Source organism: Neptunicella sp., from assembly GCF_048268085.1.
Taxonomy (GTDB): domain Bacteria; phylum Pseudomonadota; class Gammaproteobacteria; order Enterobacterales; family Alteromonadaceae; genus Neptunicella.
This window is the reverse complement of sequence record NZ_JBLWWF010000023.1, coordinates 1-16,963: the sequence shown is the minus strand read 5'-3', so window position 1 is coordinate 16,963 and position 16,963 is coordinate 1. Positions and strand designations below refer to the sequence as shown.

Sequence of the window (16,963 nt, the reverse complement as noted above, 5' to 3'; positions counted from 1 at the left end):
ACCATGAGTATTGTTGATGTTGCTGTAAAACGGCCTGTAACGGTATGGATGTTTACTTTTGCCATTTTGTTGTTTGGCTTTGTGTCCCTATCACGGTTAGCGCTTAATTTATTGCCCGAGTTATCCTACCCTACCCTGACCATCCGCACTAATTATGAGGGTGCCGCTCCAGGCGAATTGGAGCAGCTGGTATCTAAACCGATTGAAGAAGCCATCGGTGTGGTTAAAGGCGTACGTAAAGTCGAATCTATTTCCAAAGCCGGTCAATCAGATGTGGTACTTGAGTTTGAATGGGGTACTGATATGGATGTGGCAAGCCTTGAAGTACGTGAAAAACTGGATGTGTTGTGGTTACCTCTGGATGTCAAAAGACCCTTGTTATTGCGTTTTAACCCCAGTTTAGATCCTATTTTACGCTTTGGATTTGGGAATAAAATCGCTGATGGGGCCAATATAAATGACGCCTCGAAGCTTAATATTGAACAAATGAAATCCCTGCGAACCTACGCTGAAGAGCAGATCAAGCGCAAGCTTGAATCAGTATCGGGGGTGGCTTCGGTTCGTATTGGAGGAGGTCTGGAAAATGAAATTCAGGTGTTATTTAACCAAGACCAAGCCAGCCAACTCAATATTAAAGTCGAAGATATTATCAATCGCTTAAAAGCGGAGAATGTCAATACGTCCGGAGGGCGCGTTGAAGATGGTAATCAGGAATATCTGGTCCGTACCCTGAATCAGTTTGAAACGCTGGATGAAATGCGAGATGTGTTTATTGCCACTCGTGAAGGCCGTCATATTCGCTTAGGTGATATAGCGCAGATCAAAGATGCCTACAAGGAACGCTCGTCGATTACTCGTTTTAATGGACTGGAAGGCGTAGAAATCGCCATCTACAAAGAAGGTGATGCCAACACCGTTCAAGTTGCTCAGAACGTACAAAAACGGCTTTCCGAAATTAATCAGGAGCTATCAGATAAATACCAGCTGCAACTGGTTTATGATCAGTCTCAATTTATTTCCAATGCAATAAATCAGGTCAAATCCGCGGGTATTATGGGCGGTATCTTGGCGATGTTAATACTCTTCCTGTTTTTAAAGAACATCTGGCCAACCTTGATCGTTTCCATTTCTATTCCGGTTTCTATTATTGCCACATTCAATTTGATGTACGCCAATGACATTAGCTTAAATATTATGAGTTTAGGCGGGATAGCACTTGCTATTGGTTTATTGGTGGATAACTCCATTGTGGTACTGGAAAATATCGATCGGCTAAAAAGTAACAACATGCCGATTGAGCAAGCGGCGGCTTTGGGCACTAAAGAAGTGTCTACCGCGATTATTGCTTCAACCCTCACTACCATGGCGGTGTTTTTTCCGCTGGTCTTTGTAGAAGGGATTGCAGGCCAGTTATTTAGCGATCAAGCTTTAACCGTGACGTTTGCACTTGGTGCCTCACTGCTCGTGGCGTTAACCATTATTCCAATGATGGCCGCACGAGAAAAACAATCAGCCAATAACGTCGATCAACTGGATTTAGGTGAGTCGACAACAGCCGCTAAACCGACCACTACCTTGGGAAAAGTTGGATACTATTTACTGTGGCCATTTAAAACCTTGTTATGGTTACTAACTCAGTCAATTTATTACATTAGTCTGACCATCAGCAGTGCGATTGTCAGTCTGTTCCGGTTAATTAGCGCCCTACTGGGTAAAATATTTACGCCCATATTGTGGCTATTTGATCGCACGTATACCCGCCTGAGCCTTATTTATCAGCGCGCCTTACAAGTGGCATTAAAAAGTAGATTAGCTGTATTAGCTGCCATTTTATTAGTGTCATTAGGCTCCCTTTTGCTATTACCTCGTATTGGCGTAGAGCTCATTCCGTCAATGGCACAAGGTGAGCTATATGCCGAAATAACCTTACCTACCGGTGCCAAACTGGAAAATACCGATGCGGTGTTAGAGTCGTTGGCAAAATACACCCAAACTCTTGACCCAGTTGAGCGCACCTATTCATTAGCCGGAACCGGCAGTTTGATGAATGCCTCTCCCGGTCAAGGAGGAGATTATTGGGGGCGACTGAATGTCGTACTAAAACCCGGCAGCACCGCCGATACCGAACAACAAACTATCCAGTCAATGCGTGATTTTTTACGCAATCAAGCCGGTGTCGACGCTAAATTTGGCAAACCTGAGCTGTTCAGTTTCAGTACACCACTGGAAATAGAGATAAGTGGTTATGATTTGGGCATGCTGCGTCGCTATAGCGATAAACTGGTCGAATTGATGCAGCAAAACGATCGTTTTGCCGATGTGAAGTCGACCCTGCAAAATGGCAATCCGGAGCTGCAAATTTATTTTGATCATACCAAATTAGCTCAAATTGGCCTTAATGCACCCGATGTCGCCAAAATGGTCGCCGCGAAAGTTGGCGGTGAGATAGCCAGCCAATTTACCATTAATGATCGTAAAGTTGATATTTTGGTGCGCACCGCCGAGCATCAGCGGGATTCCGTAGATGACATTGCCCAAATGATTGTCAATCCAGGTTCACTTCCTTCAGTGCCATTAAATGCAGTTGCGGATATTCAAATGTCGGTGGGACCAAGTGAAATCACCCGGGTAGGCCAACAACGGGTAACGGTAATTTCTGCCAATCTGGCTTATGGCGATTTAGGTGAAGCTGCACTTGAGGCCAAACAATTACTTAAGCAGTTAAATCTGCCCATGAATATGAAAGCTCAAGTTGCCGGACAAAATGAAGAAATGCAGGTGTCTTTTGAGTCACTCAAGTTCGCCTTGCTGCTGGCCGTATTTATGGTTTATTTGGTGATGGCATCACAATTTGAATCGTTACTGCATCCGTTACTGATTTTATTTACCGTGCCACTTGCTTGTGCTGGCTCAATTTACGGCCTGTTTATATCTGGCACTAATGTCTCTGTGGTGGTGTTTATCGGGTTGATTATGTTGGCCGGTATTGTTGTGAATAATGCCATCGTACTAATTGACCGAATCAATCAATTACGTACCAGTGGGACTGAAAAATCCACGGCCATCCTCGAAGCAGCTAGCAGTCGTTTACGCCCAATATTAATGACAACCCTGACGACCACTTTAGGTTTGCTACCTATGGCTATCGGTTTAGGTGAAGGCGCGGAAATACGGACGCCGATGGCTATTACGGTAATTTACGGCTTACTGTTCGCGACCTTGCTTACATTGTTCCTGATACCGGTGCTTTATAGTCTGTTTGATCGCAAACACTTTGTAGTGGAGAACAGTCATGAATAAGCTTGAGTCAATGGGCGCCGGACTGGCCACATTTGCCTTACGCCGTCCGGTTACCATTTGTATGCTGTTCTTTTCCATGCTGATGCTGGGCCTGATGGCAAGCCGTTTGTTGCCGCTGGAACGGTTTCCGGCCATTGATGTGCCATTTATTGTCGTCGTTGTACCCTACGAGAATGCGACTCCCGTCGAAGTAGAAAAAATGATAACCCGTCCGGTAGAAGAAGCTCTGGCAACGATGTCAGGGATCGTAAAAATGCGTTCCCGCTCGAATGAAACCCGGGCTGAAATTGAAATGGAGTTTAAATGGGATGAAAACCTAAAGGCGAAAAGCGTAGAAGCTCGGGAAAAAGTCGATGCTATTCGACATTTATTACCCAGTGATGTCGAACGAGTACTGGTATATCAATTTAACACGTCCGATGCGCCTATTTTCCAATTTAGAGTATCTAGTGATCGGGACTTGTCCGATGCCTACGATTTGCTTGAGCGTAATTTGAAAATGCCCTTGGAACGTGTTGCGGGTGTCTCCAAGGTTGAACTGTACGGCGTACAAAAACGGCAAATATCCATTCGCCTCGATTCTGAACGCATGGCCGCCATGCACATTGATGCGTTGCAATTAGCTAAAAGTCTTAGAGAGGCTAATTTCTCGATGACAGCCGGACATTTTTACCAGCAAGACCAAAGAATATCCGTCAACCCCGTTGGTGAGTTTCGCAGCAAAGCTGAAATTGAGGATTTATACATTTCCAAAGGCATACAGCTTAAAGAGATTGCCGATGTTAATTATGAAACGCCGATACGCACCGAAGGACGTCATCTGGATAAAACCTTTGCGGTAGGTTTTAATATTTTCCGTGAATCAGGTGCCAATTTGGTAGAGGTCTCTGAAAGAGTCAACAAAGTCATTGACGAGGCCAAAACCGATCCGGCGTTTAACGGTATCAACTTATATATGATGGATGATGAAGCCAAAACGGTTACCGGTTCACTAAATGACTTACTGGATGCCGGATTGATCGGAGCGTTACTTTCCATACTGGTGCTTTACGCTTTTTTACGCCAATTTACCACGACCTTGATCGTGGTGTTATCGGTCCCCTTCTCTATCTGTATCACCTTAGCTTGTATGTATTTTATGGGTTATACGCTGAACATTCTGTCAATGATGGGACTGATGCTGGCAGTCGGTATGTTGGTCGATAATGCGGTGGTTATTACCGAAAGTATTTTTCAGGAAAAACAACATACAACCGATCCTGTTAAAGCGACTCAAGCCGGTGTCAGCAAAGTAAGCATGGCGGTGATTGCCGGTACGGCCACCACCGCCATTGTATTTTTACCCAACATTGTAGGTAAAAAAATTGACCTGACTATTTTTCTGGAACACGTGGCTATCGCGATTTGTATTTCATTGTTTGCTTCATTATTGATTGCACAGACCCTAATCCCGCTTCTGGCAGCCAAAATAAAGCCTAAACCGGTCAAACAAGATGCCAAGATAAGCAGCTACATTCTCTGGTATCAACGTATTCTGCAGTGGACATTATTACATCAGGGTAAAACCAGTGTAATAGCCCTATTAATCCTGATAAGCACGGCTATTCCGATGAGTGTCGTCACCAATAATGAGGATAACAATGGCAGAAATAACCGGATTTGGCTGAACTACGCAATGAATAGTAATTATTCCCTTGATGAAGTAGAAAAAACCGTTAATAAAATGGAAGATTATTTATTTGCAAATAAAGAAAAATTCTATATTAAACAAGTATATAGCTATTACAACGCCGGTGAAGCAGTCTCCGGCATTACCTTGATTGATGACTTGCCAATAAAAGTAGCTGAAGTCAAAGAGATGATTAAAAAAGACTTTCCCCCTTTTGTGCGGGCCAAACCAACTTTTCAGTGGAATAACGGCAATGGTGGCGGAGTACGGATGACATTACTTGGCCAATCCTCTGACACATTGATCAAAGTAGCCAATCAAATTGTACCTACGTTAGCCAATATTGAAGGACTAACCGACGTAAAAACTGAACTGGATGGACAAAAATACGAACTTCAACTCAATGTTGATCGCCAAAAGGCTTATCGGTTTGGTTTAAACGTGCAGGATATTGCCAATATTGTCGCCACCGCGCTGCGGGGCACGAATTTGCGAACTTTCCGACATAGTGAAAGTGGTGAAGTCGGTGTCAAAATGATGTTCGATGAAAAACTGCAACATTCGGTACAAGAACTAAAACGGATGACGATTAAACAGGATGGTGACCGGAATATTACTCTGGATATGGTTGCCAACATGACAATCCAGCCTCGTTTATCGCAAATTAATCGTCATTACCGCCAAACTGCGCTGGTGATTGGTGCTAATTTGGAAAAGGATGTCACTATCGAGCAAGCCCGTGAACGAATTGAAAAGGTGATGAACAATATTCAACTTCCCGCAGGCTATAAATGGACACTGGATGGCAGCTTTGAACGTCAGCGAGAAGAACAAGCCGTTATGCAAACCAATATGTTGTTAGCTGTTTGCATGATCTATGTGGTGATGGCCGCCTTATTTGAATCCATATTATTACCCACAGCAGTGATTACCTCCCTGCTCTTTTCCTTTACCGGGGTTTTTTGGGCATTCTTGCTAACAGGGACCTCCATGTCGGTTATGGGCATGATCGGCATGCTGATTTTAATGGGGATCGTGGTCAATAACGGGATTGTACTGGTGGACAGGATAAACCAGCTAGTCAACCTCGGCTATGCGGTTCCAGCTGCAATTATGGAAGGTTGTGTTAATCGCATCAGACCAATATTAATGACGGTGGGAACAACGGTTTTAGGCTTAGTACCATTAGCATTAGGTGGCACCCAAGTTGGTGGAGATGGCCCTCCCTACGCGCCCATGGCAATTGCAATTATTGGTGGATTGGTTTTTTCCACGATCACCAGTTTATTTTTAGTACCACTGACTTATTTGCTATTGCTCAAACTGCGCCGCAATACCACCAAGATGATCGAACACAGTAAAGGACTGGTTAACAAGGTGGTTAAAATATAACGATTACTGAGGTCCGGCATACCACAATGCCGGATCCTCAGGCATCTGGTCAGATAAATAGGGATTATCCAGTTTATGGATAGTTCTGTCTGCCAGGTGGGCTTGTTCCAGCGCTATTTTATGCTCGGGGAATTCAAACAGTAATTTATCAAAACGTCCATCAGCAATCAGTATTCTTAGTCCCTTTTCGATTGCATTTGCCAATTGAGTATTACCATTTTTAACAAAATAATAAATCGCGCTGCGGTAGTACAATACATGGCGTGACTCAATAGCAAGGTTATCAAACTGATAATGCGAGAGTTCGGAATGGGCTTCTAACACGGAACGGGGAAAGTAATCAAAATGCCCTGCACTTAAGGTCTTATAAATTGCTTTATACCAGTATGTTGTTTCAACCGGTAATCCATTGTATTTCAATATTTCTACATCGGGCCAACCATTCCCCTGAATTGCGGTAAATTTTTTCAGTTCACTTGTATGGCTGATGCGTTCAAAACGCGGTTGGTCTTTTTTGCGAATAACAAATATACGATACCCCAATAGCCCTTTCATCAATGGTATGCGGATGGGTAACGCTTGTTGTTCTCTTTCCTTGCTGGTCATACTCCACATGACGTCCATATTTCCCGAATCTAGATAACGAACCTGTCGCTGCTGATTCATGGGTAGATAGATAGGTTGAAGTTGATAATGTTCAGCGGATGCCGAAATGGCTAGCTGCAGTAAGTCCACAAAATAACCTTTTTGCGGATCGTTATCATTGGTGACATTGCTGATATATCGGAGTGAGTGAGGCTGAGTATCGCCCGCATAGACATTACTAGTTAGTACAAGAATGAAAAACAGTTTTGTGGCGAATATCTTCATTTATATACTTATTGTTATGGAAGTAATTCGACAGAATTTCCGTTAACTAAACTGACAGTCCCTCGCCCACCGCCGTCATTAACTTAAACAAGTTATCTTTTCAACCTGACCAATTATTGCACAATTAAAGTTTTATTTTCAATTTAAACTTTTTGATCATTTGTCTCGACTTATCTGTTGATTGTTCTTATTACTTCAAGAGACTTAAATGAAAATTAGTGATACCAGTGGCCAAGACGTAGTTTTGGCTCCCAAAAGCAAAAAGAAAACCTACCTATTTGTCAGTTTGACTGTCTTATCTGTCCTTATCGTTTTGGTCTGGATAATGCCCACATTAAATAATTGGTCGAGTGCTGAGGCTTCGATTAATTCACAGCGATTACGCACCGCAGTAGTCACTCAAGGGGATTTTATCCGAGACTTATCGGTACAGGGGCAAGTTGTCGCAGCAGTTAGTCCCAGATTGTACAGTACCGCACAAGGTACCATTACCTTCGAAGTCGATGCCGGTGATCAGGTTAGCAAAGATCAAGTTCTGGCCACCATCGATAGTCCGGAACTCACCAACCAGCTTAAACAGGAAGAGTCCTCCGAATTAAGTTTAAAAATGGGACTGGATCGCCAACGAATTCAGGCCAAAAAACAGGCGTTAGAAAATCAAAAATCGGTAGATTTGGCCAAAGTGGCCTTAACCGCTGCCGATCGAGAAAAGCGCCGAGCCGATGCGGCATATAAAACCAGCGCCATTAGCCAGATAGATTATGAAAAAGCTCAGGATGAGCTGGAAAACGCTCAACTGGTTTATCAACATGCAGTGGCCGATGCCGACCTGAATAAGGAAAGCCTGTCATTTGAAATTCAGACCATGCAATTGCAACTGGATCGGCAAACCCTGCTGGTGGCAGAACTTAGACGTAAAGTAAGCGAACTTACCTTGCGTTCTCCGGTTGATGGTTTGGTGGGTAATCTCGCCGTTGAACAAAAGAATCAGGTCGCCAAGAATCAACCCATTTTAAGTGTGGTGGATTTATCTGAATTTGAAATAGAAGTAGCTATCCCGGAAAGCTATGCCGATGATTTGGCAATCGGCATGGATGCCGAAATCTCCCTTAATGGTGAAACGCATCAGGCTAAATTGATCACTATCTCTCCTGAAATTGAGAACAATCAAGTGATCGGCCGGGTGCGTTTCGCCAACCATTCGCCTGCCGGTTTGCGCCAGAATCAACGTCTAACCACTCGCATACTGATGGAACATAAATCGGATGTTTTGATGGTACAGCGCGGACAATTTCTGGAAAGCGGTAACGGCAGCATTGCCTATGTAATTCACGATGGCGTGGCACAAAAAAGACGTATTCAAACCGGCGCTCGTAGCTTAGCCAGTGTAGAGATACTCGATGGCCTGCAAGCGGGTGAGCAAATTATCATTTCAGGCACCGACCAGTTTCAAGGCGCCGACACTGTACTAATCAACGATTAAAACAAGACTCAATCCAAGGAAAACATCATGTTAGAGATGACTAATGTAAAAAAAATATTCAGAACCGAACTGGTAGAAACCCATGCTCTGGAGGATTTTAATTTATGTGTAGCCGAAGGTGAATTTGTTGCAGTTACCGGCCCTTCCGGCTCAGGTAAAACCACTTTTTTGAATATTGCCGGTTTGCTGGAAACCTTTGAATCAGGCAAATATATGCTCGATGGACTGGATGTTAGTGCGTTAAACGACAAACAACGTAGTCGTATCCGTAACGAAAAAATTGGTTTTATCTTCCAAAGCTTTAACCTTATTCCCGATCTGAATTTATTTGATAACGTCGATGTACCGTTACGTTATCGCGGTTTTAACAGCAAAGAACGTAAACAACGCATTGAACAAAGTCTGGAACGGGTGGGTTTAGCCAATCGGATGAAACACCTGCCCTCACAACTTTCAGGCGGACAACAGCAACGTGTGGCGATTGCGCGGGCATTGGCGGGCGACCCTCGTTTTTTACTGGCCGATGAGCCAACCGGCAATCTGGATACCAAAATGGCACAAAGCGTGATGGAGTTGCTGCAGGATATCAACGCTCAAGGTACGACTATCGTGATGGTGACCCATGACGCTACCTTGGCCAATCAGGCTAAACGAAATATATACGTACGTGACGGCCGAGTCAGTGAATTGCATGATGTATCGGTCATTCCCGAAGCGGTTAACGGTTAAGGGGCACATCATGTTTAATTATTATTTACGTTTAGCCCTGCTGAGTATTAAGCGTAACCCCATCCTCAGCAGTTTGATGGTTATGGCAATCGCACTGGGGATTGGTGCCTGTATGACCACTATTACTATCAACTATTTAATGTCGGCAGATCCGATTCCGCAAAAAAGCGATCAGCTGTTTTATGTGCAGGTAGATAGCTGGGATCCTAACGATCCATTTGACGAACCTAATGAGCCGCCAGATCAGTTGACCTGGACCGAAGCAAAAAACTTTATGCACGCTAAAAAAGCCTATCGTCAAGCGGTAATGGCCAGCAGTTCAGCGGCAGTTGAGCCTCCCGGGCAAGACAGCAAACCATTCATGGCGGAAATTCGTCTAACCAGCGCAGATTTCTTTGCCATGTTTCAGACACCCTTTTTGTACGGCTCTGGTTGGGGTGAAACGGCTGATCAAAACCGTGAGTTTGTGGTAGTTATCAGTCGCGAGACCAACGATAAAGTCTTTGGTGGAGAAAACTCGATAGGTCGCACTATTAAAGTAAAAGGCAATAATTTCCGTGTTGTAGGCGTATTGGATACCTGGATACCGGTTCCCAAGTTTTACGATTTAAGCACCGGGCAGTTTAATGAACCTGAAGAAATTTTTATGCCCTTTTTGCTCAAAGAAGAACTGGAAATGCCACAAGGAGGCAATACCAATTGTTGGAAAAGTCCTGCAGAAGAAGGATTTAAAGGTTTTCTTAACTCTGAATGCGTTAACTACCAGATATGGGTTGAGTTACGTGACGATACAGAAAAACAGCAATTTATGGACTATCTGAACAACTATGTGAATGAACAAAAAGCCTTTGGCCGCTTCCCTCGCCCGTTAAATAATCGTTTATCTGACGTAATGGAATGGATGGAGATCAAGGAAGTGGTGGCCGATGATGCGCAAATAATGTTGTGGTTAAGCTTTATGTTTTTACTGGTGTGTTTGCTCAATACCATTGGGCTACTACTGGCCAAGTTTACCGGTAAAGCTGCAGAAATCAGTCTGCGCCGAGCGGTAGGCGCATCCAAAGCCGACTTATTTAAGCAGCATCTGGTAGAGACCGCTTGTATTGGTTTAGCCGGAGGTATTGTAGGAATTGGATTGGCCTTACTGGGATTGCAAGGGATCAAGGCACTCTATGGTGAGTTTGCCGATCGGGTAACATCGCTGGATGTTAATTTAGTCATACTGGCTATGTTTTTGGCGTTGTTTTCCAGCATTGCCGCAGGACTCTACCCCACTTGGCGAGCGTGTAGTATTCAGCCTGCCAGTCAATTAAAAGATCAATAGGATAATATTATGTGGGAAATTGGACCAATATTCCGCGCTATGATGCGCAATAAAGTGGGAGCCGCACTGATTGCTGTGCAAATTGCTGTCACCATGACCATTATCGTTAATTCAATTTTTATTATCTCGGAACGTAAGGACTTAATGGCACGGGAAAGCGGCATGGACGAAGCCAATAGTTTTTATCTGACCAGTTACAGCTTTGCACCGGAATTCAACACTAAAGTCACGGTAAAAGAAGACTTGGAAATGATCAGACAACTACCCGGCGTAGTAGATGCCATGCAGGTTAATGCGATCCCCATTAGTGGCGGTGGCTGGTCAATGGGACTGCAAACCGAACCGGGTGATGATATTGATGGCACGGGCGTTGCGGTTTATATGGTAGATGAACACGGGACCCGAACGTTTGATGTTGAAGTGATTGCCGGTGAAGATTTTAAACCGACCGATATTGAATGGCGGGAAAGAGGACAAAATCACTGGCCTGCGCAAATACTGATTACCAAAGCCATGGCGCAAAGCCTATTTCCTGATGATCCATGGCAATCAGTGGTAGGTAAAACGGTATATATCAATCGCAATGAGGCGATCATCATCAAAGGCATCATCGATAAATTACAGGCTCCGTGGATTGGCTGGGATAAAGTGGAAAATGTCATGTTGGTACCACAATATTTAGACTTTAATTCATATCGCTATTTCATCCGCACCGAAGCCGGTCGTCGGGACGAGTTAATGCCTAAGGTTGAAGAACTGCTCGCCACCAGTAATAAAGGACGGATTATCCGCAGTATGCGTAGTATTGAAGAAACGCGTGAGCGCAGCTATCGTCAACATAGTGCAATGATCAATATATTGAGTACCGTTATGGTGATCCTGACCATAGTAACGGCATTAGGGATTGTCGGACTGGCCAGTTTTAGTGTTAACCGGCGTAAGAAGCAAATTGGTACCCGTCGGGCACTGGGTGCCAGTCAGGGCGATATTTTGCGCTATTTTATGCTGGAAAACTTTTTAATTAGCAGCGTTGGTGTGGTACTGGGTGCTGCATTAACGGTCGGATTAAATATCTGGCTGGTGCAGGCCTTCTCACTTAACCGAATCGACTGGTACTTAATTCCAGCCGGAATGGTGGTGTTATGGATTGTCGGCCAAATTGCCGTATTCGGCCCGGCCAAACGTGCCGCATCGATCCCTCCGGCGCTGGCTACCCGAACAGTTTAAATATGAAACACAGACAATATACCTTTCGCAACGGCTACCTTTGGTAGCCGTTTTACATTATGGTTCCCTCTACTATTACGATTTCGTAAGGTTAGTTTGTTGAAAAAATATGCTATTTCTATTTTAGCTTTGCTGTGGGCACTGAAATGCAGTTTGATTTATGCCGACATCCAATACCAGATTACCGTTGCACAGGACGGTAGCGGCGATTACACCAGTATCCAGCAAGCGATCAATCATACCAAGTCGTTTCCCGATAAACGTATTACTATCCGCATTGGCAAAGGGATTTATCAAGAAAAAGTGGTGGTTTATGCTTGGAATACCCGTTTATCTTTAATCGGTGCCGGACCACAACAAACCATCATTCGTTTTGATGATCATTTCAATAAAATCAATCTGGGACGCAACAGCACGTTTCATACTGCGACTATGCAGGTTGATGGCAATGATTTTAATGCTGAAGGTTTAACTATCGAGAACTCATCCGGACCGGTTGGGCAAGCTATTGCTTTAGCCGTTAACGCAGATCGCGTACGCTTTGGTCATATTCGTCTGATAGGTAATCAGGATACTTTATACGTCGCAGGTGAAGGTAACCGCCAGTATTTTAATAATTGTTATATTGAAGGTACTACAGATTTTATTTTCGGGGCCGCCACGGCAGTATTTAACCAGTGCGAAATCCATGCAAAAGCCAATTCATATATAACCGCCGCCTCTACCCCGCAACACCAAGCGTTTGGTTTGGTCTTTTTTGACAGCCAACTAACAGGAGAAAAAAATTTGAATAAGGTGTATCTGGGACGACCTTGGCGTCTTTATGCAAAGACTTTATTTATCAGAACACAAATGGAACAACACATCGCCCCTGAAGGTTGGCACAACTGGTCGAAACCGGATGCACAAAAAAGCAGTTATTATGGCGAATATCTCAGTAGTGGTGCAGGTGCCGCGCCACTACTGCGGGTAAAATGGAGCCACCAACTTAGCACCAAACAAGCAAACGAAATCACGACCGAGTCCATATTAAGTCGTGATAATGAAGCCCGCTGGTGGGAAAAGTCACCAACTCGATAGCAGGAGAATTGCAATACCAAGCTATTTAAGCGATCTAACCAAAATCCCCCACATTGTAGGACCCCACTTCAGCACCAAAACCGATAGCAAAACGGTTCCAGCTATTGATTGCACAAATCGCCAACGTTAAGTCGGTAATTTGGGTGTCAGTGAAATGCTGACGTAAATCTTCCAGCAATTTATCTTGCGGATGTGCCGATGCGAGCCTTGTTAGTGCCTCAGCCCAGGCTAATGCCGCCTGTTCAGATTGACTAAAAAACGGGGTTTCCCGCCATGCAGACAATGTATACAAACGCTGTTCGGTTTCACCTTTGGCACGGGCATCTTTACTATGCATATCAAGGCAGTACGCACAGCCATTTATTTGTGACACACGCATTTTGATCAACTCGACCAAAGTGTCATCCAGCTCTTTTTTAGTTACCTTTCCGGCAAGATATTTTTCCATACCGAATAGGGTATTGACCGCAGCAGGTGAAGCTTGTTGATAGTTAAGTTTCATCGTCATGTTAATTTCCTCTGTTGTTAATTAACGGAAATGAATTCTGTACGATTGGCAAAACGAATAATTGTATATTTACGACATCAAACAGATTTAACTATTTAGTTGCCAGACGCTTTATTGCTAAACTAAGAGCCTGTTTTGGGTCATTTCTTGGTGCTTATGCAAGTCCCCGAGTTATCTCATATCGGTTTTCAACGATATCAACCCTGTTTGATGCTCAAACCTTATGTGCAAAGCTACTGGCACGTTCATGGAACGATTGACTCTACCACTGAATACCTGCATCCCGAAGGTGGTAGCGGCCTTATTTTTAATTTCGCCACTCCTTTTATTTACAACCAGCAAAAAGTCACAACAGATTGTATCGTGATGGGTCCGAATGCCCGCACCGCCAGCCTAACCTTAAACGGTTATATCGATGCAGTGGGTGTGCGCTTTTACCCCGGTACCAGTTACCATTTTTTTACCCTGCCCCTCCATGAAATTCCGGGGTTACCGGTGCATCCAGATGAGTTGTCGATCAATCTTGGCATTCAGCCGGTTATCGATAGCGGTGGATCTGTTATTGAAAAACGTTTGAATATGATTGAATCGATGCTGTTGCAACGTTTAAGTGGCAATTCAGGGCTGGAAAAACGTATTGTGCCGGCAATGGACTGGCTTAACCAGCATCGTACCCCACAATCAATTAGTCTTCTGGCGAAGCAACTTAATCTCAGCGCGAGGCAGCTGGAAAGATTATTCAAACAATGGGTAGGATTAACGCCCAAGCAATTTTCGCGCATAAACCGGGTTGATTATGCTCGCCAGTCACTGAAACAGTTTGATCTGTCATTAACCGATACCGCTTATCAGGCTGGCTATTATGACCAGGCGCATTTTAATCATGAATTCAAACAAGTGGTCGGGATCACTCCCGGCCAGTACCGTCAACGGGCGTTACAAAGCGCACAAATTAAACCTGGCGATCAAAAAAGCCGCTATCGATTAAAATAGCGGCTTTTTTCACACTCGTTACTGCTTTTCGAGTATTGCAATATCTTCATCAGAGATAAGCGGACCGGGCTGTAAATGCAAGTCCTCTCCTTCCTGTTCAGAGATATAAGTCAACATGCAACTACTGTAGTTTGAGGTCGCTTTGGCTAATCGGGTACCATCGTCGCTACGAACCAAAATGGTATCGCCAATTCCAAACTCACCTCTGACTTCGACAATGCCATCACTGGTTAATTGACTGCTATCCTGATCCAGTGGTTCGTCAAAACTACCATGGACAATCAACTCACCCTGCTCTTTTGACGTATGTGTCATCCAGTGCAAACGTTCCTGTAACGGACGTTTATAAGGTTGAAATAAGGTACCCGGGTTACGACCGTTTAATAACTCATTAAAGGTATTTTCCTCAAAACCGTTCACGATAAAGGTACTAATACCATGGGAAGTCGCTTTTTCCGCGGCTTCAATTTTAGTTTTCATGCCGCCGGTTCCGACCGAACTATCTGCACCACCCGCCATAGCGTGAATGTCTTCGGTTATTTCGGTTACCCAATTAATTAGTTTGGCATCCTCATGTTTATTGGGGTTTTTATCGTAAAGCCCCTTCACATCGGAACAAATAATTAAGGTATCGGCATCGGCAGCAGCCGCAACCATTGCTGCCAGGTTATCGTTATCTCCCACTTTGAGATCATCGGTTGTCACCGTGTCATTCTCATTAATTATGGGTAGTAACCCACCCTGAAGCAGCGAAAAAACCGTCTCTCTGATACTTTCGTAACGTTCTCTATCCGTTAAATCGGCATGAGTTAATAATATTTGCGCACAAGGGAAATCAAAGAAACGATCCCATGTGGCCATCATGCTAGTTTGTCCAGCCGCTGCCATCGCTTTTTTGATGGCAATATCGTTTCTGTCACTTTCAGCGAAAAAATGTGCACCCGCTGCGACAGAACCGGAAGAAACCAGAATGACTTCGATCCCATGCATTCTGCAACGCAGGATAAACTGCGCAATGCTAAGTAAATATCGAGAACTACAACCTTTCTTTTCCGGTGCAATTAATGCACTACCTACCTTTATAACGACTCGGCGCCATTGAAACTTATTCATCTGGATCCTTTTTGTTTAATGATATTGTTCTAACTGCGTTTGGGTCGCATGAAACTGTTGCTGCACCTGCTCGCTCGGACGGGTATCCAGTAAGCTAACCACCACAACCGCCACCGAACTAACAATAAAACCGGGGACAATTTCATAAATAACCGTGCTAAGTGTCTTACCGTCGGCCAGTACTGGTAAATATATCCACACTAATACTGTTACCGCTCCAGTTATAACTCCTGCTACCGCCCCCTTATGAGTCATTTTAGACCAATACAAGCTAAATAGGACTAGTGGTCCAAATGCTGCACCAAAACCGGCCCATGCATTACTAACCAACGACAGGATGCTGCTGGAACGGTCAAAGGCCAGTAAACATGCAACTAACGCGACTACAAATACTCCAACTCGCCCTATTTTGACTAACTCTTTTTCACCCACATCTTTGTTAAAAAAGGCACGGTAAACATCTTCCGTTAACGAGCTAGATGAAACCAATAACTGTGACGAAATTGTACTCATAATCGCAGCTAAAATAGCCGCCAACAAAAAGCCACTAATAATGGGATGAAATAATATGTCTGAAAATAGAATGAAAATAGTTTCCGGATCATCTAATTGTTGGGGAAACTTATTAATATACGCCACGCCGACTAATCCAGTGGCAACTGCACCGATTAACGTCACCGACATCCAGCTCATACCAATTCGACGGGCAACTTTAATATCGGGTACTGAACGGATTGCCATAAAGCGCACAATTATGTGTGGTTGCCCAAAATAGCCTAATCCCCAAGCCAGACTGGAAATCACTGCCAACAAACTAAACTCATCAAATAATGATGAAAAAGGCTTAATGGTATGAGTGGCATTAGTCATTAAATCGCCCATATTATCAAATTGCATATAGGCAACGATGGGGACTAAAACCAAAGCAACAAACATAATGCAACCTTGTACAAAGTCGGTCATGCTCACGGCTAAAAAGCCACCGAGCAAGGTATAGGCGACTACCACAGAAACCGTAATAAACAAGCCAAGGTGATAACTTAAACCGAAGGCTGATTCAAATAATTTACCACCTGAGGCAATACCTGCAGAGGTATACAAAGTAAAAAACACTACAATAACAGCAGCTGAAATAACACGGATAGCCCCATTTTCAAGGCCAAATCGTTTAGCAAAAAAATCCGGTAAGGTCAGCGCGTCACTAGCGACTTCGGTATAAACCCGTAATCGAGGGGCGACTAATATGTAATTGGCCAAGGCGCCTAATAATAAACC

The 16,963-nt window shown here is 44.0% G+C and carries 12 protein-coding genes; 8 read left to right on the top strand and 4 right to left on the bottom strand.

The features are described from left to right. Positions 1-3: 3 nt before the first annotated feature. Positions 4-3,300, top strand: a complete 3,297-nt coding sequence (locus ACTD55_RS16310; protein WP_438865400.1) for an efflux RND transporter permease subunit — start codon at positions 4-6, stop codon at positions 3,298-3,300. Beyond that, entirely contained in the window at positions 3,293-6,361 is a 3,069-nt protein-coding gene (locus ACTD55_RS16305) for an efflux RND transporter permease subunit (protein ID WP_438865399.1), read from the top strand. The genes ACTD55_RS16310 and ACTD55_RS16305 overlap by 8 nt, the downstream gene beginning before the upstream one ends. Before the next feature lie 3 nt (positions 6,362-6,364). Here the strand turns inward: ACTD55_RS16305 and ACTD55_RS16300 are convergent, their stop codons facing one another. Beyond that, positions 6,365-7,231, bottom strand: coding sequence for a substrate-binding periplasmic protein (locus ACTD55_RS16300; RefSeq protein ID WP_438865398.1), 867 nt, complete (start codon positions 7,229-7,231; stop codon positions 6,365-6,367). A 208-nt stretch (positions 7,232-7,439) separates the two neighbouring features. On the opposite strand from ACTD55_RS16300, the gene ACTD55_RS16295 reads away from it, so the two are divergent. The 5 genes from ACTD55_RS16295 to ACTD55_RS16275 all read left to right on the top strand — a co-directional run bounded on the left by ACTD55_RS16295 (position 7,440) and on the right by ACTD55_RS16275 (position 13,074). Beyond that, positions 7,440-8,714: an efflux RND transporter periplasmic adaptor subunit gene (locus tag ACTD55_RS16295; RefSeq protein ID WP_438865397.1), complete on the top strand. Its 1,275-nt coding sequence runs from the start codon at positions 7,440-7,442 to the stop codon at positions 8,712-8,714. A gap of 27 nt (positions 8,715-8,741) precedes the next feature. Next, the gene (locus ACTD55_RS16290) at positions 8,742-9,443 is read left to right on the top strand and encodes an ABC transporter ATP-binding protein (RefSeq protein ID WP_438865396.1); all 702 of its coding nucleotides are present in this window, start codon (positions 8,742-8,744) and stop codon (positions 9,441-9,443) included. A gap of 10 nt (positions 9,444-9,453) precedes the next feature. Continuing rightward, positions 9,454-10,767 (top strand): ABC transporter permease, encoded by a 1,314-nt coding sequence (locus tag ACTD55_RS16285; protein ID WP_438865395.1) that lies wholly within the window; start codon positions 9,454-9,456, stop codon positions 10,765-10,767. 9 nt (positions 10,768-10,776) lie between these two features. Continuing rightward, positions 10,777-11,994, top strand: a complete 1,218-nt coding sequence (locus ACTD55_RS16280; protein ID WP_438865394.1) for an ABC transporter permease — start codon at positions 10,777-10,779, stop codon at positions 11,992-11,994. Positions 11,995-12,093: 99 nt separating this feature from the next. After that, positions 12,094-13,074, top strand: a complete 981-nt coding sequence (locus ACTD55_RS16275; protein ID WP_438865393.1) for a pectinesterase family protein — start codon at positions 12,094-12,096, stop codon at positions 13,072-13,074. A gap of 34 nt (positions 13,075-13,108) precedes the next feature. Here the strand turns inward: ACTD55_RS16275 and ACTD55_RS16270 are convergent, their stop codons facing one another. After that, on the bottom strand, positions 13,109-13,582 hold the full coding sequence (locus ACTD55_RS16270; protein WP_438865392.1) for a carboxymuconolactone decarboxylase family protein: 474 nt from the start codon (positions 13,580-13,582) through the stop codon (positions 13,109-13,111). Between the two features lie 135 nt (positions 13,583-13,717). On the opposite strand from ACTD55_RS16270, the gene ACTD55_RS16265 reads away from it, so the two are divergent. Then, the gene (locus ACTD55_RS16265) at positions 13,718-14,575 is read left to right on the top strand and encodes a helix-turn-helix domain-containing protein (protein WP_438865391.1); all 858 of its coding nucleotides are present in this window, start codon (positions 13,718-13,720) and stop codon (positions 14,573-14,575) included. A gap of 18 nt (positions 14,576-14,593) precedes the next feature. Here the strand turns inward: ACTD55_RS16265 and proB are convergent, their stop codons facing one another. Both proB and putP read right to left on the bottom strand, forming a co-directional pair. Then, entirely contained in the window at positions 14,594-15,688 is a 1,095-nt protein-coding gene (gene proB / locus ACTD55_RS16260; RefSeq protein WP_438865390.1) for a glutamate 5-kinase, read from the bottom strand. Between the two features lie 15 nt (positions 15,689-15,703). After that, the coding region (gene putP, locus ACTD55_RS16255; RefSeq protein ID WP_438865389.1) for a sodium/proline symporter PutP at positions 15,704-16,963 on the bottom strand (1,260 nt) is incomplete at its 5' end.

Coding starts and splice junctions, on each gene's coding strand:
- ACTD55_RS16310 (WP_438865400.1), top strand. CDS start 4: ATGAGTATTGTTGATGTTGCTGTAAAACGGCCTGTAACGGTATGGATG.
- ACTD55_RS16285 (WP_438865395.1), top strand. CDS start 9,454: ATGTTTAATTATTATTTACGTTTAGCCCTGCTGAGTATTAAGCGTAAC.
- ACTD55_RS16280 (WP_438865394.1), top strand. CDS start 10,777: ATGTGGGAAATTGGACCAATATTCCGCGCTATGATGCGCAATAAAGTG.
- ACTD55_RS16290 (WP_438865396.1), top strand. CDS start 8,742: ATGTTAGAGATGACTAATGTAAAAAAAATATTCAGAACCGAACTGGTA.
- ACTD55_RS16270 (WP_438865392.1), bottom strand. CDS start 13,582: ATGACGATGAAACTTAACTATCAACAAGCTTCACCTGCTGCGGTCAAT.
- ACTD55_RS16305 (WP_438865399.1), top strand. CDS start 3,293: ATGAATAAGCTTGAGTCAATGGGCGCCGGACTGGCCACATTTGCCTTA.
- ACTD55_RS16295 (WP_438865397.1), top strand. CDS start 7,440: ATGAAAATTAGTGATACCAGTGGCCAAGACGTAGTTTTGGCTCCCAAA.
- proB (WP_438865390.1), bottom strand. CDS start 15,688: ATGAATAAGTTTCAATGGCGCCGAGTCGTTATAAAGGTAGGTAGTGCA.
- ACTD55_RS16300 (WP_438865398.1), bottom strand. CDS start 7,231: ATGAAGATATTCGCCACAAAACTGTTTTTCATTCTTGTACTAACTAGT.